Source organism: Pseudomonas qingdaonensis (genome assembly GCF_018398475.1).
In the GTDB taxonomy this organism is placed as follows: Bacteria; Pseudomonadota; Gammaproteobacteria; order Pseudomonadales; family Pseudomonadaceae; genus Aquipseudomonas; species Aquipseudomonas palmensis.
In genome coordinates, this window is record NZ_CP074676.1 from 859,676 (window position 1) to 879,000 (window position 19,325).

The following is a 19,325-nucleotide window of genomic DNA, read 5'->3' on the forward strand; positions in this document are numbered from 1 at the left end:
GGGGGTCAGATACGTGCGAGTGCCTGGGCCAGGTCTGCGCGCAGGTCATCGAAGTCTTCCACGCCTACCGACAGGCGCACCAGGGCGTCGCCAATGCCCAGTTGCGCGCGCGTCTGCTCGGGGATGGTGGCATGGGTCATGATCGCCGGGTGCTCGATCAGGCTTTCCACACCGCCCAGGCTTTCGGCCAGGGCAAAGATCTGTACCTGTTCCAGGAAGCGTCGGGCACCGGCCAGGTCGGTAGCCAGGTCGAGCGAGATCATCCCGCCAAAACCGTGCATCTGCTGGCGCGCCAGGGCGTGCTGCGGGTGCGAAGGCAAGCCGGGGTAGTACACACGCGCCACCTGCGGTTGCTGTTCGAGCCACTGCGCCAGCGCCAGGGCATTGCTGCAGTGGCGCTCCATGCGCAGGGCCAGGGTCTTGACCCCGCGCAAGGTGAGGAAGGCATCGAACGGGCCGGCGATGGCGCCCACTGCGTTCTGTATGAAGCCCAGGCGCTCGGCCAGCTCGGCGTTGTCACCCACCACGGCAATGCCGCCGATCACGTCCGAATGCCCGTTGAGGTACTTGGTGCTCGAGTGCACCACGATGTCGAAACCCAGTTCCAGCGGGCGCTGGATCCATGGGCTGGCAAAGGTGTTGTCGGCCACGCAGAGGATGCCGCGTGCACGGCAGAGGCGTGCGATGGCCGCCAGGTCGCTCAGGCGCAGCAGCGGGTTGCTCGGGGTTTCGATGCACACCATGCGCGTGTCGTCCTGCAACGCTGCCTCGAACGCGGCAAGGTCGGACAGGTCGACGAAGCTGAAGCGGTGCCCGGCGCTGCGCCGACGCACCCGTTCGAACAGGCGGAAGGTGCCGCCGTACAGGTCATTGCCCGAAACGATGTGGGAGCCGGCATCCAGCAGTTCGAGCACCGCCGAGATCGCCGCCAGCCCGGAGGCGAAGGCGAACGCCTGGGTGCCGCCCTCCAGATCGGCCACGCAGCGCTCCAGTGCCCAGCGCGTGGGGTTGTGCGAGCGCCCGTAGTCCAGGCCCTTGTGCACGCCGGGGCTCTGCTGGATGTAGGTGGAGTTGGCATAGATCGGCGGCATCAGCGCGCCGGTGGATGGGTCGGGCGATTGCCCTGCATGGATCACGCGGGTGGCGAAGGCGGTCTTGTCGTGCTGGGTCATGGGAGTGCTCTGCGCAAGTGGTTAAGCATATCGACACGGGTGATCAGGCCGTGAAAGCCCGAGGCGTCGGCAATGATCGCCACCAGGCCACGGTCCAGTTCGGCCTGCAGCGCCGCCAGGCTGGCAGACGGCGGCAGGGTTTCCAGCTGGTCGGTCATGGCGCTGGCCACGCTCAGGGAGAAGTGCGACGGGTCTTCATGCATGCCCAGCAGGATGTCGGATTCATCGATCACGCCCACCAGGCGCTGGCCGTCGACCAGCACCGGCAATTGCGACACGTCGGCCAGGCGCATGCGCTGGAAGGCAGTGAGCAGGGTGTCGTCGGGGCGCACGCTGATCACCCGGCCATCCTCGAAGCGGCGCGCGATGAGGTCGCGCAGGTCGCCGTAGCGGGTGCGCTGCAGCAGGCCCTGGTCGGTCATCCACTGGTCGTTGTAGACCTTGGACAGGTAGCGCGTGCCGGTGTCGCACACAAAGCTGACCACCCGCTTGGGTTCGGTCTGCTCGCGGCAGTAGCGCAGCGCGGCGGCCAGCAGGGTGCCGGTGGAGGAGCCGCCCGGAATGCCTTCGGCGCGCAGCAGCTGACGCGCATGCTCGAAGCTTTCTTCGTCGCTGATCGAGTAGGCCTGGCGCACGCTGGAGAGGTCGGCGATCGAGGGCACGAAGTCCTCGCCGATGCCTTCCACTGCCCACGCCCCAGGCGTGATCAGGGTGCCGCTGCGGCTGTACTCGGCCATCACCGAGCCCACCGGGTCGGCCAGCACCATGGCCAGGCCCGGCTGTACGCGCTTGAAGAAACGGGTCAGCCCGGTAAGGGTGCCGGCCGAGCCCACGCCGACCACGATGGCGTCCACATCGTGCTGGGTCTGCGCCCAGATTTCCGGGGCGGTGCTGGTCTCGTGGGCCAGCGGGTTGGCGGGGTTGTTGAACTGGTCGGCGAAGAACGCATCGGGGATGTCCGCCGCCAGCCGTGCGGCCACGTCCTGGTAATAGTCGGGGTGGCCCTTGCCGACGTCGGAGCGGGTGATGTGCACCTCGGCGCCCATGGCCTTGAGGTGCAGCACCTTCTCGGTGGACATCTTGTCGGGCACCACCAGCACCACCCGGTAGCCCTTGGCCCGCCCGACCAGCGCCAGGCCCAGGCCGGTGTTGCCGGCGGTGGCCTCGACGATGGTGCCGCCGGGGCGCAGGCGCCCGTCGCGCTCGGCGGCATCGATCATGGCCAGGCCGATGCGGTCCTTGATCGAGCCGCCGGGGTTCTGTGATTCGAGTTTGAGGAACAGTGTGCAGGGGCCGGTATCGAAGCGGCTCACCTGCACCATCGGGGTGTTGCCGATCAGGGCAAGTACGGCGGGGTTCGAGGCGTTGGGCATGACGTCATCTCGCTTCGGGGTCGTTTGACCTTAGGCGCAGATCAGGGGCCTCGCAACCCTGTCCGGCCAGCCGGTTGCGCCTCCAGGCGCAGCGCTGTCGATGTCTTTACATGAGCAGAACTTGATTTGATGTGAAATTAAATGAGTTTGTCTCATTCTGCGGCCCTGACGACAATGGCTGCCATCACCCCCTAAGGAGAGCATTGTCATGGCATTGGCCCACTCACTCGGATTCCCCCGTATCGGTCGCGACCGCGAACTGAAAAAGGCGCAGGAAGCGTTCTGGAAAGGCGAGCTGGACGAGGCGGGCCTGCGTGCTGTGGGCAGCGAACTGCGCAAGGCCCACTGGGCCCTGCAGCGCCAGGCCGGCATCCAGTTGCTGCCGGTGGGCGATTTTGCCTGGTACGACCAGGTACTGACCCATTCGCTGATGTTCGGCGTGGTGCCCGAGCGCTTTCGCCCGCAGCACGGCAAGGCCACCCTGCAGACCCTGTTCGGCATGGCGCGTGGCGTCAGCGACAGCTGTTGTGGCGGTGCGCATGCCCAGGAGATGACCAAGTGGTTCGACACCAACTACCACTACCTGGTGCCTGAATTCAGCGCCGACCAGCAGTTCAGCCTGGGCTGGGAACAATTGTTCGAGGAAGTGGCCGAGGCCAGGGCCCTGGGCCACGACGTCAAGCCGGTGGTGATTGGCCCGCTGACCTACCTTTGGCTGGGCAAGACCAAGGGCGGCGACTTCGACAAGCTCGAGCTGCTCGAGCGCCTGCTGCCGCTGTACGGCGAGATTTTCCAGCGCCTGGCGGCACAGGGTGTGGAGTGGGTGCAGATCGACGAGCCGATCCTGGCGCTGGACCTGCCGCAGGCGTGGAAGAACGCCTTCGAGCGTGCCTACAACCTGATCCAGCGCGACCCGCTGAAAAAGCTGGTTGCCACCTACTTCGGTGGCCTGGAGGAGAACCTGGGGCTGGCAGCCAACCTGCCGGTCGACGGATTGCACATCGACCTGGTGCGCGCCCCCGAGCAGTACCCGACCATTCTCGACCGCCTGCCGGCCTACAAGGTGCTGTCGCTGGGTGTGGTCAACGGCCGCAACGTGTGGCGCTGCGACCTGGACAAGGCCCTGGCCGTGCTGCAGCACGCCCATGAACGCCTGGGCGAGCGCCTGTGGGTGGCGCCGTCGTGCTCGCTGCTGCACAGCCCGGTAGACCTGGGCCGTGAAGACGCCCTCGATGCCGAGCTCAAGAGCTGGCTGGCCTTTGCCGTGCAGAAGTGCGAGGAAGTCGCGATCCTGGCCCATGCCCTCGACCAGCCCGAGGCGGCCCCGGTGGTGCAGGCCCTGGCCCGCAGCCGTGCAGTGCAGGCCAGCCGCGCTGCCTCCACGCGCATCCACAAGCCGGCGGTGCAGGCCCGTGTGGCCGCCATCAGCGAGAAGGACAGCCAGCGCCACTCGCCCTTTGCCACGCGAATCGCCCGCCAGCGTGCCCGCCTGAACCTGCCGCTGTTGCCGACCACCACTATCGGTTCGTTCCCGCAGACCGGTTCCATTCGCCTGGCACGCCAGTCGTTCAAGCAGGGCAAGCTGAGCGAGGGCCAATACGTGGAGGCGATGCACAGCGAGATTCGCCACGCCGTGCAGGTGCAGGAGCGCCTGGGCCTGGACGTGCTGGTGCACGGTGAAGCCGAGCGCAACGACATGGTCGAGTACTTTGCCGAGCAGCTCGATGGGTACGTGTTCACCCGCTTCGGCTGGGTGCAGAGCTACGGTTCGCGCTGTGTGAAACCGGCGGTGATCTTCGGCGACCTGAGTCGACCGCATGCCATGACGGTGGAGTGGATCCGCTACGCACAGGGCCTGACCGACAAGGTGATGAAGGGCATGCTGACAGGGCCGGTGACCCTGCTGATGTGGTCGTTCCCGCGTGAAGATGTGTCGCGCGAGGTGCAGGCGCGGCAACTGGCGCTGGCCATCCGCGATGAAGTGGTGGACCTGGAGGCGGCCGGCATCAAGATCGTGCAGATCGACGAGGCGGCGTTTCGCGAGGGCCTGCCGCTGCGCCGGGCGCAGTGGCAGCAGTACCTGGACTGGGCTACCGAAGTGTTTCGCCTGTGCGCCTCGGGCGTGCGCGACGAAACCCAGATCCACACCCACATGTGCTACAGCGAGTTCAACGATGTGATCGAATCGATTGCCGCCATGGATGCCGACGTGATCACCCTCGAAACCTCGCGTTCGGACATGGAACTGCTGGAGGCATTCGAAGCCTTCCACTACCCGAACGAGATCGGCCCGGGGGTTTACGACATCCACTCGCCCCGGGTGCCGGAGGCTTCGGAAATGGCCGAGCTGCTGCGCAAGGCTGCCCGGCGCATTCCGGTCGAGCGCCTGTGGGTCAACCCGGACTGCGGCCTGAAGACCCGCGGCTGGCCGGAAACCGAGGCGGCGCTGGCGAACATGGTGAGTGCTGCCGGCTTGTTGCGCAACGAGCTGGGATGATCGTTCGAGGCTTGTTGGCCGCCACCACGACCTGTTGGCGAACGAACAAGCCTGGCAACGCCGATCCTGCAGGCCATGGCCTGCAGGATCGGCGTTGTATCAGCGTGTGCCCGCTACCGCACGGGCACGTGCCGCGTGCAGCTTCTTGTAGCTGTCGATCAGGCGCAGGTGACGGTCCAGACCTTCGAGCTTCATGCTGGTGGGGGTCAGGCCGTAGAAACGCACGCGGCCATCCACCGAGCCCAGTACGGCATCCATGCGCTCGTCCCCGAACATGCGCCGGAAGTTGACGGCGTAGTCTTCAAGCGCCATCTCGTCGTCCAGCACCACTTCCAGCACCACGTTCAACGCCTGGTAGAACAACCCGCGCTCGACGGTGTTGTCGTTGTACTGCAGGAAGGTCTCCACCAGCTCCTTGGCCTCCTCGAAACGCTCCAGCGCCAGGTGAATCAGCAGCTTGAGCTCCAGGATGGTCAACTGACCCCACACCGTGTTGTCGTCGAACTCGATGCCGATCAGTGTGGTGATGTCGGTGTAGTCGTCCAGTTCGCTGTCTTCGAGGCGCTCGACCAGCGCTTGCAGGGCGTCATCGTCCAGGCGGTGCAGGTTGAGGATGTCGGCACGGAACAGCAGCGCCTTGTTGGTGTTGTCCCACACCAGGTCGTCGACCGGGTAGATCTCCGAGTAGCCCGGTACCAGGATGCGGCAGGCGGTGGCACCCAGGTGCTCGTACACCGCCATGTACACTTCCTTGTCCATGCCTTCGAGGATGCCGAACAGGGTGGCAGCTTCTTCGGCGTTGGAGTTTTCACCCTGGCCGGAGAAGTCCCACTCGACGAACTCGAAGTCGGCCCTGGCACTGAAGAAGCGCCACGACACCACGCCGCTGGAGTCGATGAAGTGCTCGACGAAGTTGTTCGGCTCGGTCACCGCCTGGCTTTCGAAGGTCGGCTGCGGCAGGTCATTCAGACCCTCGAAGCTGCGCCCTTGCAGCAGCTCGGTGAGGCTGCGTTCCAGCGCCACTTCAAAGCTTGGGTGCGCGCCAAACGAGGCGAACACGCCGCCGGTGCGCGGGTTCATCAGGGTCACGCACATCACCGGGAACTCACCGCCCAGCGACGCATCCTTGACCAGCACCGGGAAGCCCTGGGCCTCCAGGCCCTGGATGCCGGCGAGGATGCCGGGGTACTTGGCGATGACGTCCTGCGGCACGTCGGGCAGGGCCAGCTCGCCTTCGAGGATCTCGCGCTTGACCGCGCGCTCGAAGATCTCCGACAGGCACTGCACCTGCGCCTCGGCCAGCGTGTTGCCGGCGCTCATGCCGTTGCTCAGGTACAGGTTTTCGATCAGGTTGGACGGGAAGTACACCACCTCGCCATCGGACTGGCGCACGAAGGGCAGGGCGCAGATGCCACGCTCGGTGTTGCCCGAGTTGGTGTCGTACAGGTGCGAGCCACGCAGTTCGCCGTCGGGGTTGTAGATGTCGCGGCAGTGGGCGTCGAGGATCTCGGCCGGCAGCGCGTCCTTGCGGCCCGGCTTGAACCAGCGCTCGTCGGGGTAGTGCACGAAGTCGGCGTTGGCGATGTCCTCGCCCCAGAACTGGTCGTTGTAGAAGAAGTTGCAGTTCAGGCGTTCGATGAACTCGCCCAGTGCCGAGGCCAGTGCGCCTTCCTTGGTTGCGCCCTTGCCGTTGGTGAAGCACATGGGTGAATGCGCATCGCGGATGTGCAGCGACCAGACGTTGGGCACGATGTTGCGCCACGAGGCGATCTCGATCTTCATCCCAAGCCTGGCGAGGATGCCCGACATGTTGGCGATGGTCTGTTCCAGCGGCAGGTCCTTGCCGGCGATCACGGTACGCGTCTGCGCCTGGGCGTCCAGCATCAGCAGGGCCTGGGCGTCGGCATCGAGGTTGTCGACTTCCTCGATCACGAACTCGGGACCGGTCTGCACCACCTTCTTCACGGTGCAGCGGTCGATGGAACGCAGGATGCCCTGGCGGTCCTTGGCCGAGATGTCGGCCGGCAGCTCGACCTGGATCTTGAAGATCTGGTTGTAGCGGTTTTCCGGGTCGACGATGTTGTTCTGCGACAGGCGAATGTTGTCGGTGGGGATGTTGCGCGTTTCGCAGTACAGCTTGACGAAGTAGGCCGCGCACAGGGCCGAGGAGGCCAGGAAATAGTCGAACGGGCCGGGTGCCGAACCATCGCCCTTGTAGCGGATGGGTTGGTCGGCCACCACCGTGAAGTCATCGAACTTGGCTTCAAGTCGAAGGTTGTCGAGAAAATTGACCTTGATTTCCATGCGGGAATACCGTGCTGAAAGTGCGAAACGAATTGGCCGCCATTATCCGGCTTTTTGCCCGGAAGTCTTGGCATGTCACCCGAAGGCGTGACCGACACCGGTAAAAACAAAACCCCCTGAGGCGTAAACGCTCAAGGGGTTTGGTGTGCGTCGGGCGTCGTGGCGACCCGGCTCGGGGCTTAGACGTTGAAGCGGAAGTGCATCACGTCGCCATCCTTGACGATGTAGTCCTTGCCTTCCAGACGCCATTTGCCGGCTTCCTTCGCGCCGCTTTCACCGTTGTACTGGATGAAGTCGTCGTAGGCGACCACTTCGGCACGGATGAAGCCCTTTTCGAAGTCGGTGTGGATCACGCCGGCCGCCTGAGGCGCGGTGGCGCCCACGCGAACGGTCCAGGCCCGCACTTCCTGCACGCCGGCCGTGAAGTAGGTCTGCAGGTTGAGCAGCGAGTAACCGGCACGGATCACGCGGTTCAGGCCTGGCTCTTCGAGGCCCAGGGCTTCGAGGAACATGTCTTTCTCTTCACCGTCTTCCAGCTCGGCGATCTCGGCTTCGATCTTGTTGCAGACCGGTACCACGATCGCGCCCTCTTCCTCGGCAATGGCCTTGACCACGTCCAGGTGCGGGTTGTCTTCGAAGCCGTCTTCGGCAACGTTGGCGATGTACATCACCGGCTTGCTGGTCAGCAGGTGGAAACCGCGTACCAGCGCCTTCTCGTCGTCGGCCATGGTCTTCATCAGGCTGCGCGCCGGCTTGCCTTCGGTGAAGTGCGCAATCAACTTCTCGAGGATGGCCTTTTGTGCCAGGGCATCCTTGTCGCCGCCCTTGGCGTTGCGCGCGACCTTCTGCAGTTGCTTCTCGCAGCTGTCCAGGTCGGCGAAGATCAGTTCCAGGTCGATGATCTCGATGTCGCGCTTGGGGTCGACGCTGTTGGAGACGTGAATCACGTTCTCGTCTTCGAAGCAGCGGACCACGTGGGCGATGGCATCGGTTTCACGGATGTTGGCCAGGAACTTGTTGCCCAGGCCTTCACCCTTGGACGCACCTGCCACCAGGCCGGCGATGTCGACGAACTCCATGGTGGTCGGCAGCACGCGGTTGGGCTTGACGATCGCAGCCAGGGCATCCAGACGTGGGTCGGGCATCGGCACGATGCCGCTGTTCGGCTCGATGGTGCAGAAGGGGAAGTTTTCTGCCGCGATGCCGGATTTGGTCAAGGCGTTGAACAGGGTGGACTTGCCGACGTTGGGCAGGCCGACGATGCCGCAATTGAAACCCATGGTGAATCCCTCTTCGTGGAGTCAGGCCTTTTGGCTGTGCAGCTCTCTCATCGCACGCGTCCAATCGCCGGCGAGGATGTCCGGCAGCACGCCGAGGGCAAAATCGATACTGGCATCGAGTTTTTCCTGCTCGGCGCGGGGCGCCTTGCCAAGGACAAAACCGGACACCTTGGTGCTGTCACCCGGGTGGCCGATGCCAAGCCGCAGACGGTGAAAGTCTTTGTTGTTGCCCAGCTGCGCGATGATGTCGCGCAGGCCGTTGTGCCCGCCATGGCCGCCGCCTTTCTTGAGCTTGGCGACGCCGGGGGGCAGGTCGAGTTCGTCGTGGGCCACCAGGATGGCATCTGGCGGGATGCGGAAGAAGTTCGCCAGTGCAGCAACGGCCTGGCCGCTGCGGTTCATGTAGGTGGTGGGGATCAGCAGACGAACGTCCTGGCCCTGATGGCTGAATTTAGCCGTCAGGCCGAAATACTTGCGGTCAGCGGTCAGGTTGACGCGCTGGGCGCTGGCAATGCGTTCCACGAAAAGAGCCCCTGCGTTATGCCGGGTCTGTTCGTATTCGGGGCCGGGGTTTCCCAGGCCGACGATCAGTTGGATGGCGGTCACGTCAGGGGCTCTTCCTTGGAGTTGTGGGTTGCAGCGCGGGGCTGCAACCCGGTCAACGCCGGCGTGTCGAGTGGATTACTCGGCAGCGCCTTCTGCTTCAGGCGCAACACGCGGAGCGTGAACGTTTGCAACAGCCTTGTCATCACCGTGGGCCAGAGCGACGAACTCTACGCCTTTCGGAGCTTTGAGGTCCGACAGGTGGATGATGGTGCCGATTTCGGCCTTGGCCAGGTCGACTTCGATGAACTCAGGCAGGTCTTTGGCTTCGCAGGAAACTTCGATCTCCGACACTACGTGGGAGATTTCGCCGCCTTTCTTGACCGGTGCTTCTTCGTTGACGAAGTGCACAGGAACGATAGCGGTCAGTTTCTGGCCAGCAACAACGCGCACGAAGTCGGCGTGCATGATGAACTGCTTGGCTGGGTGACGCTGCAGGGCCTTGACGATGACGTTCTGCTTGGTGCCGTCAACGTTCAGTTCGATCACGTGGCTGAAGGCAGCTTCGTTTTCGAACAGCTTGGCGATTTCCTTGGCCACGATGGTCAGGGATTGCGCTTCTTTGTCACCACCGTAGACAACGGCAGGGATTTGGGCGGCGAGACGACGCAGGCGGCGGCTCGCACCTTTCCCCAGGTCGGTACGCGCTTGGGCGTTCAGAGTGAAATCAGTCATGTTGTTTCTCCAAAATAGCCAGACCCCGGCGGCGTTTGCGACCAGCGCCAAACCGGGGAGGGCAAAAAAGCCCCGCCCCAACAACCAGTGCTGGGGCGGGGCGCTTTACGTCAACGTGATCTCGCGAGGGCCAGGCCCTCAGCGGAACATCGCGCTGATCGATTCTTCGTTGCTGATGCGGCGAACCGCTTCGGCCACGACCGGTGCGATATCCAGTTGACGGATACGGTCACAGGCTTGTGCTGCAGCGGACAGCGGGATGGTGTTGGTCACCACCAGTGCGTCCAGCACGGAGTTTTCGATATTCTCGATCGCGCGACCCGACAGGACAGGGTGCGTGCAGTAGGCGTAAACCTTTGCCGCGCCGTGTTCTTTCAGGGCCTTGGCCGCGTGGCACAGGGTGCCGGCGGTGTCGACCATGTCGTCGACGAGAATACACGTACGTCCTTCGACGTCGCCGATGATGTGCATCACTTCGGAGTGATTGGCCTTCTCGCGGCGTTTGTCGATGATACCCAGATCGACGCCCAGGGACTTGGCAACAGCACGTGCACGCACGACGCCGCCGATGTCCGGGGACACGATCATGAGGTTCTCGAAACGCTGGTCTTCGATGTCATCCACCAGAACGGGGGAGCCGTAGATGTTATCTACCGGAATATCGAAGAAACCCTGGATCTGGTCAGCGTGCAGGTCGACGGTGAGAACACGGTCGATCCCGACGACGGTGAGCATGTCGGCAACCACTTTGGCGCTGATAGCTACACGCGCCGAACGCGGACGGCGATCCTGGCGGGCATATCCGAAGTAAGGAATCACGGCAGTGATTCGAGACGCTGAGGAGCGGCGGAAGGCATCGGCCATCACTACCAGTTCCATCAGGTTATCGTTGGTTGGCGCGCAAGTCGGCTGAATAATGAAAACGTCTTTACCACGAACATTTTCATTGATCTCAGTGCTGATTTCGCCGTCGGAGAACTTACCGACAGAGACGTCACCGAGAGGGATATGCAGCTGACGTACGACACGCCGAGCCAGATCGGGGTTAGCGTTCCCCGTAAAGACCATCATCTTGGACACGCGCAGTACCTGAAGGCTGAGGGTATACCTGGATGAGTATAGGAAAATGGCAGGGGCGGCTGGATTCGAACCAACGCATGGCAGGATCAAAACCTGCTGCCTTACCGCTTGGCGACGCCCCTGTATCTGTTGCTGCGAGTACCTGATACTCGATTCCTAGAGCAGACCTTGCAGCGTGCGATGCAACATTGAGATGTTGCTTCCTTTAGCCACAAACCCTGTTTGGGTCTCTGTAAGAAGGGCCAAAACTTTATCAGCTTCAGCTTTGCTTGGGAAGGCCCCAAACACACAACTTCCAGTTCCGGTTAGCCTAGCATCCGTGAATTTACCTAGTAAATTCAGTGAGTTACGTACTTCCGGGTAACTCTGCTCTACTACCGGTTGGCAGTCATTACGACTGTTTCCCTTGGGAACGGGGCGCATCTTAATGGGCGGTGAATTACGTGTCAACAACGGATGCGAAAAAATTTCTGCTGTACTTACAAATACTTGCGGTACCAGCACGACGTACCAGGGTTCCTCGGGGTCGACGGGGGTGAGCTTCTCGCCCACGCCTTCGGCAAACGCCGCGTGCCCGCGCACGAAAACCGGCACGTCGGCGCCCAGTGTCAGGCCCAGCTCGGCCAGCTGGTCTTCGCTGCAGCCAAGCTGCCAGAGGTGGTTGAGACCGAGCAGGGTGGTGGCGGCATCCGAACTGCCACCGCCGATGCCGCCGCCCATGGGCAGTACCTTCTTCAGGTAGATGTCCACGCCCAGGGGGCAGCCGGTCAGTTGCTGCAGCTTGCGCGCCGCGCGCACGATCAGGTTGCTCTCGTGGGGCACATCCTTGAGGTCGCTGTGCAGGATGACCTGGCCGTCGTCGCGCAGGTCGAAACTCAGTTCGTCGGCATGGTCCAGAAACTGGAACAGCGTCTGCAGCTCGTGGTAGCCGTCGTCGCGGCGGCCGAGAATGTGCAGCATCAGGTTGAGCTTGGCCGGGGCCGGCAGGGTCAATCGGCTCATCATCAATGCCCCAGCTGGCGCGGTTGCCATTCCTTGACCACCACGGTCACGTCGAGGTCCTGGCCGTGCAGCTTGAGGCGCTCGGGCAGCCAGTAGCCGTTCTGTTCGGTGTAGCTCAGGTACTCGACGCTCCAGCCGTCCTGCTTGAGGCTGGCCAGGCGGCTGTCGCCGTCCAGGGTCAGCTGGCTCTTGCTGTCGGGGGCGGGCAGGCCGCGTACCCACCACACCAGGTGCGATACCGGCAGCTCCCAGCCCAGTTGCTCGGCCAGCAGGCTTTCCGGGCTTTGTGCCTCGAAACGGCCCTGGTTGGCCACTTCCAGCACCACCTGGCCCGGACGGCCGGTAAGCCGTGCGGCGCCGCGACCCAGCGGGCCGGACAGGCGAATGTCGTAGTAGTCCTGGCGTTGCAGCCAGAAGAGGGTGCCACTGCCGGAGTCTTTCGGTGCGCGGATGCCCACCTTGCCGTTGATCTGCCAGCCGTCGAGGGTACTCAACTGCTGTTTGTGTTCACGCCACAGTTGCGCGTTGCCCTGGCCCTGCACGGCCTCGCGGGAGCCGAAGCTGGAACAGCCGGCAAGCACGGCGATCAGGCTGAAGGTGATGAAATGGCGCAGTAACATAAGCTTATAGAGTCTCGGATCCGGTCAGGCGCAAGACGGTCTTGCGCAGAATAGGGCTGTCGGGCTGGCCTTCGAAGGCCTTGGCCCAAACCTGGCGGGCTTCACGACGCTTGCCGTTGGCCCACAGCACTTCGCCCAGGTGCGCCGCGACCTCGTGGTCGGGGAAGCGCTCCAGGGCCTGGCGCAGCAGGCGCTCGGCCTCGTCCAGGTTGCCCATGCGGTAGTTGACCCAGCCCAGGCTGTCGAGCACGGCCGGGTCTTCGGGGTTGATCTGCAGGGCTTTCTCGATCAGGCCCTTGGCTTCGGCATAGCGGGTGGTACGGTCGGCCAGGGTGTAGCCCAGCGCATTGAGCGCCATGGCGTTTTCCGGTTCGCGTTGCAGGATGCTGCGCAGGTCCCTTTCCATCTGGGCCAGGTCGTCGCGCTTCTCGGCGAGCATGGCACGGCTGTACAGCAGGCTCAGGTCGTCCGGGTACTGCCGGATCGCTGCCTGCAACACCTGCATGGCCTGGGCGTCCTTGTCATTGTTGCCAAGGGTTTCGGCCTCGATCAGGTACAGCTGGATCGCGTAGTCCGGCTGCGCCTCGCGGGCTTCGGCAAGGCGCCGGCTGGCCTCGTCGGTGCGCCCGTTGGCAATCAGGATGTCGGCCTGGCGCAGTTGCGCGGGCAGGTAGTCGTTGCCAGGGCCGACCAGGGCGTACTCGGTCAGGGCCGCTTCGGAATCGTTGCGCTCTTCGAAGATGCGCCCCAGGTTCAGGTGCGCCGCATCCACGTGGCTGTCGCGCTCGATCAGTTCCTGCAGGTAGCTGGTGGCTTCGTCGAGCGCCTTGGCCTCGATGCTCACCAGCGCCAGCGAATAGCGCAGTTCGTCGTCTTCGGGGTATTGCTGCAGCAGGTTGGCGAACTCGACCTTGGCGTCGTCGATGCGGTCCTGCTCCACCAGGGTGCGCGCGTAGGTCAGGCGCAGGCGCTTGTCGTCGGGGTTGCGGGCGATGGCCTTGCGCAGCAGCGGCAGGGCTTCGGGGCCGCGGTCGAGCGATTGCAGCAGGCGCGCACGCAACAGGATCGGGGCAATTTCACCGTCCGCCGGCGGGTGGGCTTCGAGCAGCGCCAGGGCGGCCTCGGACTTGCCGTCCTGCTGTAGCAGCAGGGCCTTGCCGAACACCAGCTGGCTGTTGTCGGGGTACTTTACCAGCAGGCGGTCGAAACTTTTCTGCAGGCCGTCGCGGGTGTCCTGGTCGGTTTCGGCCGCCGACAGCGCGAGAAAGTCGAAATGCGTGTCGCCCTGACCCTGCAGCACCTTCTCCATGAACACCATCGAATCGTCATAGCGTCCGCTGCGCGCCAGCTGGATGGCGGCGGCGCGTTGTGCGTCGAGGTTCTCGGGGTCGTTCCTGGCCCATATCAGTGCGGTATCGAGGGCGGCCTGATCGGCGCCCAGGTACTCGGCAATGCGAAATGCCCGCTCGGAAATGCCCGCGTCCTGGGTCTTGATCGCCTGGGTGACGTAGTTGTCCAGGGCGATATCGAAGCGGTTGCGCTGCCCGGCGAGCTCGGCGGTCAACAGGCTGTACACCGTGTCCTGGGTGAACGAGCCGTACACCGTGGGCTTCTTGGCCTCGGCGACCGTGGCCGCATCGTCGGCAGGCGCCGTGGCGTCCCGGGCGCCCGGGGTCAGCGTCTGGCAACCCTGGAGCAAGGCAAAGGCGAGGAATAACGCGGAAGATCTATTCATAGGGAGGATTTGGGCGGCTTACCTGCGGTCGGATCATCATGACACAAGGATCATGGCAAACCCATCGTCGATGGGGCTTTTGGATACAGACTATAAGAGACAATAACGAGCGGTGGTTGTTCTCTATCCGGCGAAGTAGGACAATTATCGGCTTCTCGTCACAATCAGCGACCTTGAATGGCCTTTCTTGCCCTCGGTATCAACCATAAGACTGCCTCGGTAGACGTACGCGAGCGCGTGGCGTTTACGCCCGAGCAGCTGGTCGAAGCCTTGCAGCAGCTGTGTCGACTGACCGCCAGCCGCGAAGCTGCGATCCTTTCGACCTGCAATCGCAGCGAACTGTACATCGAACAGGATCACCTGGCGGCGGACAGCGTACTGCGCTGGCTGGCCGATTATCACAAGCTGAGCCTGGATGAACTGCGCGCCTGCGCCTATATCCATGAAGATGATGGCGCCGTGCGGCACATGATGCGGGTGGCCTCCGGGCTCGACTCGCTGGTGCTGGGCGAGCCGCAGATCCTCGGCCAGATGAAATCGGCCTATGCCGTGGCGCGCGAGGCCGGCACCATCGGCCCGCTGCTGGGGCGCCTGTTCCAGGCGACCTTCAGCGCCGCCAAGCAGGTGCGTACCGATACCGCCATCGGTGAAAACCCGGTGTCGGTGGCATTTGCCGCCGTGAGCCTGGCCAAGCAGATCTTCAGCGACCTGGGCCGCAGCCAGGCCCTGCTGATCGGTGCCGGCGAAACCATCACGCTGGTGGCGCGACACCTGCACGAGCAGGGCGTGCGCCGCATCGTGGTGGCCAACCGCACGCTGGAGCGCGCCAGCACCCTGGCCGAGCAGTTCGGTGCCCATGCGGTGCTGCTGTCGGACATCCCGCAGGAGCTGGTCAACAGCGATATCGTGATCAGTTCCACTGCCAGCCAGTTGCCGATCCTGGGCAAGGGCGCGGTCGAGAGTGCGCTCAAGCAGCGCCGTCACAAGCCGATCTTCATGGTCGACATCGCCGTGCCCCGCGACATCGAGGCGCAGGTGGGCGAGCTGGACGACGTGTACCTGTACACCGTCGACGACCTGCATGATGTGGTGGCCGAAAACCTCAAGAGCCGCCAGGGCGCCGCCCAGGCCGCCGAAGAGCTGGTCACCGTGGGCGCCGAGGACTTCATGCTGCGCCTGCGCGAGCTGGCTGCGGTGGATGTGCTCAAGGCCTACCGCCAGCAGAGCGAGCGCCTGCGCGACGAAGAGCTGCAAAAGGCCCAGCGCCTGCTGGCCAACGGCAGCAACGCCGAAGAGGTGCTGGCGCAGCTGGCCCGCGGCCTGACCAACAAATTGCTGCACGCGCCGAGCGTGCAACTGAAAAAGCTGTCTGCCGAAGGCCGCCTCGATGCGCTGGCCATGGCCCAGGAACTCTTTGCCCTCAACGAGGGCTCCACGGATAAAACCCCGCAATGAAAGCGTCGCTGCTGAATAAACTGGACACGCTCCAGGACCGTTTCGAGGAATTGACCGCCCTGCTGGGTGACGCCGAAGTGATTTCGGACCAGACGCGCTTCCGTGCCTACTCGCGCGAATATGCCGAGGTCGAGCCCGTGGCACAGACCTACGCGCAGTGGCGCAAGGTGCAGGCTGACCTGGAGGGTGCCCAGGCCTTGCTCAAGGACAGCGACCCGGACCTGCGCGAAATGGCGGTCGAAGAAGTACGCGAGGCCAAGGAGCAACTGGCCGCTATCGAAGGGCAACTGCAACGCATGCTGCTGCCCAAGGACCCCAACGACGGGCGCAACGTGTTCCTCGAGATCCGTGCCGGCACAGGTGGCGACGAGGCGGCGATCTTCTCCGGCGATCTGTTCCGCATGTACTCGCGTTATGCCGAGCGTCGCGGCTGGCGCCTGGAAATCCTCTCCGAGAACGAGGGCGAGCACGGCGGCTACAAGGAAATCATCGCCCGCGTCGAGGGCGACAGCGTGTATGGCAAGCTCAAGTTCGAGTCTGGCGCACACCGCGTGCAGCGGGTGCCGGAAACCGAGTCCCAGGGCCGCATCCACACCTCCGCGTGCACCGTGGCGGTGCTGCCCGAGCCCGACGAGCAGGTGGCCATCGAGATCAACCCGGCCGACCTGCGGGTGGACACCTACCGCTCCTCCGGCGCGGGCGGCCAGCACGTGAACAAGACCGACTCGGCCATTCGCATCACCCACTTGCCCACCGGCATCGTGGTCGAATGCCAGGAAGAGCGCTCGCAGCACAAGAACCGCGCCCGTGCGATGTCCTGGCTGTCGGCCAGGCTCAACGACATGCAGACCAGTGCCGCGCAGAACGCGATCGCCAGCGAGCGCAAGCTGCTGGTGGGCTCGGGTGACCGCTCCGAGCGTATCCGTACCTACAACTATCCACAGGGCCGGGTGACCGATCACCGCATCAACCTGACCCTGTATTCGCTGGATGAAGTACTGGCGGGCGGCGTCGATGCGATCATCGAGCCGCTGCTGTCCGAATACCAGGCCGATCAACTGGCCGCACTGGGTGAGTAAATGACCATCATTGCCAGCCTGCTGCGCGGGGCGCAGCTACCCGACTCGCCCACCGCGCGCCTGGATATTGAGCTGCTGCTGGCTGCGGCCATCGGCAAATCGCGCAGCTACCTGCACACCTGGCCCGAGCGCATCGTCAGCAGCGAAGCGGCCGCGACCTTCGCCACCTACCTGCAGCGGCGCAGCGAAGGCGAGCCGGTGGCCTATATCCTCGGCCAGCAGGGCTTCTGGAAGCTTGACCTGGAAGTGGCCCCGCACACGCTGATCCCGCGGCCGGACACCGAGCTGCTGGTGGAGGTCGCCCTTGAGCTGCTGCCGGCAACGCCATTGCAGGTGCTCGACCTGGGCACCGGCAGCGGCGCCATTGCCCTGGCCCTGGCCAGCGAGCGCGGCGGCTGGCAGGTGACGGCCGTCGACCGGGTGCCCGAAGCCGTGGCCCTGGCCGAGCGCAACCGCCAGCGTTTGCAGCTGGACAACGCCAAGGTGCTTGCCAGCCACTGGTTCGACGCCCTGCCAGGGCAGCGCTTTGCGCTGATCGTCAGCAATCCGCCCTACATCGCCGAGCAGGACCCGCACCTGGCGGCCGGCGACGTGCGCTTCGAGCCCAGCAGTGCGCTGGTGGCCGGCAGCGACGGGCTCGACGACCTGCGCCAGATCATCACACAGGCCCCGCAGCACCTGCTGCCCGGCGGCTGGCTGCTGCTGGAACATGGCTATGACCAGGCTGCAGCGGTGCGCGAACTGCTGGCGCGACACGGGTTCGAGCAGATCCAGAGCCGTACCGACCTTGGCGGCCATGAGCGCATCAGCCTCGGGCGCCTGGCATGCTGAACGACGAGGAGCTGTTGCGCTACAGCCGGCAGATCCTGTTGGCCCAGGTGGATATCGACGGGCAGTTGCGCCTCAAGGGCAGCCGGGTACTGATCGTCGGCCTGGGCGGCCTGGGTTCGCCGGTGGCGCTGTACCTGGCGGCGGCCGGGGTCGGCGAGCTGCACCTGGCCGACTTCGACACGGTCGACCTGACCAACCTGCAACGCCAGGTGATGCACGACACGGCCGCCGTGGGCCTGAGCAAGGTCGATTCGGCCATGGCCCGGCTGCAGGCGATCAACCCGCAGGTCGCCCTGGTTGCCCATCGCCAGGCCCTGGATGAAGACTCCCTGGCCCAGGCGGTGGGGGCGGTCGACCTGGTACTGGACTGCTGTGACAACTTTGCCACCCGCGAGGCGGTGAACGCTGCCTGCGTCGCGGCCGGCAAGCCGCTGGTCAGCGGTGCGGCCATTCGCCTGGAAGGCCAGCTGTCGGTGTTCGATCCGCGCAACCCGCTCAGCCCCTGCTACCACTGCCTGTACGGGCATGGCAGCGAAGCCGAGCTGACCTGCAGCGAAGCCGGTGTGCTCGGCCCGCTGGTAGGCCTGGTGGGCAGCCTGCAGGCGCTGGAGGCCTTGAAGCTGCTGGCCGGGTTTGGCGAGCCGCTGGTGGGTCGCCTGCTGCTTGTCGATGCCCTGGGAACGCGGTTTCGCGAGCTGCGGGTCAAGCGCGACCCGGCCTGCAGCGTGTGTGGCGCCGGCCATGCGTGAAGCGCCTGTCGGGGTGTTCGATTCCGGCGTGGGCGGGCTGTCGGTGCTGGCGGAAATCAGCCGCCTGCTGCCCGACGAGTCGCTGCTGTATGTGGCGGACTGCGGGCATATTCCCTATGGCGAGAAGTCGCCCGAGTTCATCCGCCAGCGCTGCCGCCTGGTAGCCGAGTTCTTTCAGCAACAGGGCGCCAAGGCCATGGTGCTGGCCTGCAACACCGCCACCGTGGCGGCGGTGGCCGATCTGCGCGAGCGCTACCCGCATTGGCCACTGGTGGGCATGGAGCCGGCGGTAAAGCCGGCGGCAGCGGCCACCCGCAGTGGCGTGGTAGGGGTGCTGGCAACCACCGGCACCCTGCAGAGCGCCAAGTTCGCCGCGTTGCTGGATCGCTTTGCCAGCGACGTTCGTGTAGTTACCCAGCCGTGTCCGGGGCTGGTGGAACTGATCGAGGCGGGCGACCTGGACAGCCCCGCGCTGCGCCAGTTGCTGCAGGGCTATGTCGAGCCGCTGCTGGCCGCCGGCTGCGACACCCTGATCCTGGGCTGCACCCATTACCCCTTCCTGAAACCGCTGCTGGCGCACATGGTGCCGCCGGCTGTGGCCATCATCGATACCGGCGCTGCCGTGGCCCGGCAACTCCAGCGTTTGCTGGGTGAACGGGACCTGCTGGCCCGCGGCCCGGCGCAGCCTGCGCAGTTCTGGACCAGCGGCAGTCCGGCACATTTGGTAAAGATTCTGCCGATGTTGTGGAATAAATCTGACAGTGTGCGAAGCTTCGACTTGTAAAAAAACTGTGAAAAATGCATTTTTTTCCTGAACTATCGTACTACTGCCGATTTCTATTCAATCGTCTGATGAGACACAAAACCACA

At 64.3% G+C, this 19,325-nt stretch carries 16 protein-coding genes and 1 tRNA gene; 6 read left to right on the plus strand and 11 right to left on the minus strand.

Translation table 11 applies throughout. The annotated features are described in order from the left end of the window. Positions 1 to 5: 5 nt before the first annotated feature. Positions 6 to 1,172 (minus strand): trans-sulfuration enzyme family protein, encoded by a 1,167-nt coding sequence (locus KH389_RS03890; protein WP_104572250.1) that lies wholly within the window; start codon positions 1,170 to 1,172, stop codon positions 6 to 8. Then, positions 1,169 to 2,545, minus strand: coding sequence for a pyridoxal-phosphate dependent enzyme (locus KH389_RS03895; RefSeq protein WP_043864322.1), 1,377 nt, complete (start codon positions 2,543 to 2,545; stop codon positions 1,169 to 1,171). The genes KH389_RS03890 and KH389_RS03895 overlap by 4 nt, the downstream gene beginning before the upstream one ends. Before the next feature lie 208 nt (positions 2,546 to 2,753). On the opposite strand from KH389_RS03895, the gene metE reads away from it, so the two are divergent. Next, positions 2,754 to 5,042, plus strand: a complete 2,289-nt coding sequence (metE, locus tag KH389_RS03900) for a 5-methyltetrahydropteroyltriglutamate--homocysteine S-methyltransferase (protein ID WP_213606907.1) — start codon at positions 2,754 to 2,756, stop codon at positions 5,040 to 5,042. A 99-nt stretch (positions 5,043 to 5,141) separates the two neighbouring features. On the opposite strand, the gene KH389_RS03905 is transcribed toward metE, so the two are convergent. The 9 genes from KH389_RS03905 to KH389_RS03945 form a co-directional block, all read right to left on the minus strand. Next, positions 5,142 to 7,346, minus strand: a complete 2,205-nt coding sequence (locus KH389_RS03905) for an OsmC domain/YcaO domain-containing protein (protein WP_213606908.1) — start codon at positions 7,344 to 7,346, stop codon at positions 5,142 to 5,144. A gap of 179 nt (positions 7,347 to 7,525) precedes the next feature. Beyond that, positions 7,526 to 8,626 carry a redox-regulated ATPase YchF gene (gene ychF, locus KH389_RS03910; RefSeq protein ID WP_054916246.1) on the minus strand — a complete coding sequence of 367 codons (1,101 nt, stop codon included), beginning with the start codon at positions 8,624 to 8,626 and terminating at the stop codon, positions 7,526 to 7,528. A 21-nt stretch (positions 8,627 to 8,647) separates the two neighbouring features. Then, positions 8,648 to 9,232 (minus strand): aminoacyl-tRNA hydrolase, encoded by a 585-nt coding sequence (pth, locus tag KH389_RS03915; RefSeq protein ID WP_043864326.1) that lies wholly within the window; start codon positions 9,230 to 9,232, stop codon positions 8,648 to 8,650. Between the two features lie 75 nt (positions 9,233 to 9,307). Beyond that, on the minus strand, positions 9,308 to 9,904 hold the full coding sequence (locus tag KH389_RS03920; protein WP_043864327.1) for a 50S ribosomal protein L25/general stress protein Ctc: 597 nt from the start codon (positions 9,902 to 9,904) through the stop codon (positions 9,308 to 9,310). A 138-nt stretch (positions 9,905 to 10,042) separates the two neighbouring features. After that, positions 10,043 to 10,984, minus strand: a complete 942-nt coding sequence (locus tag KH389_RS03925; protein ID WP_010225730.1) for a ribose-phosphate pyrophosphokinase — start codon at positions 10,982 to 10,984, stop codon at positions 10,043 to 10,045. Positions 10,985 to 11,031: 47 nt separating this feature from the next. Beyond that, positions 11,032 to 11,106, minus strand: a tRNA-Gln gene (locus tag KH389_RS03930). 34 nt (positions 11,107 to 11,140) lie between these two features. Then, positions 11,141 to 11,989, minus strand: a complete 849-nt coding sequence (gene ispE / locus KH389_RS03935) for a 4-(cytidine 5'-diphospho)-2-C-methyl-D-erythritol kinase (protein WP_043864328.1) — start codon at positions 11,987 to 11,989, stop codon at positions 11,141 to 11,143. Continuing rightward, positions 11,989 to 12,606 carry a lipoprotein insertase outer membrane protein LolB gene (gene lolB / locus KH389_RS03940; RefSeq protein ID WP_043864329.1) on the minus strand — a complete coding sequence of 206 codons (618 nt, stop codon included), beginning with the start codon at positions 12,604 to 12,606 and terminating at the stop codon, positions 11,989 to 11,991. The genes ispE and lolB overlap by 1 nt, the downstream gene beginning before the upstream one ends. Before the next feature lie 4 nt (positions 12,607 to 12,610). Beyond that, a complete protein-coding gene (locus KH389_RS03945; protein WP_054916245.1) occupies positions 12,611 to 14,341 on the minus strand; it encodes a tetratricopeptide repeat protein in 1,731 nt (576 codons plus the stop codon). Positions 14,342 to 14,518: 177 nt separating this feature from the next. On the opposite strand from KH389_RS03945, the gene hemA reads away from it, so the two are divergent. The 5 genes from hemA to murI are packed head-to-tail and all read left to right on the plus strand — an operon-like array spanning position 14,519 to position 19,239. Continuing rightward, positions 14,519 to 15,796 (plus strand): glutamyl-tRNA reductase, encoded by a 1,278-nt coding sequence (gene hemA, locus KH389_RS03950; protein ID WP_043864331.1) that lies wholly within the window; start codon positions 14,519 to 14,521, stop codon positions 15,794 to 15,796. Then, positions 15,793 to 16,875 (plus strand): peptide chain release factor 1, encoded by a 1,083-nt coding sequence (prfA, locus tag KH389_RS03955; RefSeq protein ID WP_054916244.1) that lies wholly within the window; start codon positions 15,793 to 15,795, stop codon positions 16,873 to 16,875. Before hemA ends, prfA begins: the two co-directional genes overlap by 4 nt. Further along, positions 16,876 to 17,706: a peptide chain release factor N(5)-glutamine methyltransferase gene (gene prmC / locus KH389_RS03960; protein ID WP_123752284.1), complete on the plus strand. Its 831-nt coding sequence runs from the start codon at positions 16,876 to 16,878 to the stop codon at positions 17,704 to 17,706. Then, a complete protein-coding gene (locus KH389_RS03965) occupies positions 17,700 to 18,455 on the plus strand; it encodes a molybdopterin-synthase adenylyltransferase MoeB (RefSeq protein ID WP_043864334.1) in 756 nt (251 codons plus the stop codon). The genes prmC and KH389_RS03965 overlap by 7 nt, the downstream gene beginning before the upstream one ends. Then, positions 18,448 to 19,239 (plus strand): glutamate racemase, encoded by a 792-nt coding sequence (gene murI / locus KH389_RS03970; RefSeq protein ID WP_213606909.1) that lies wholly within the window; start codon positions 18,448 to 18,450, stop codon positions 19,237 to 19,239. The genes KH389_RS03965 and murI overlap by 8 nt, the downstream gene beginning before the upstream one ends. Positions 19,240 to 19,325: the final 86 nt, after the last annotated feature.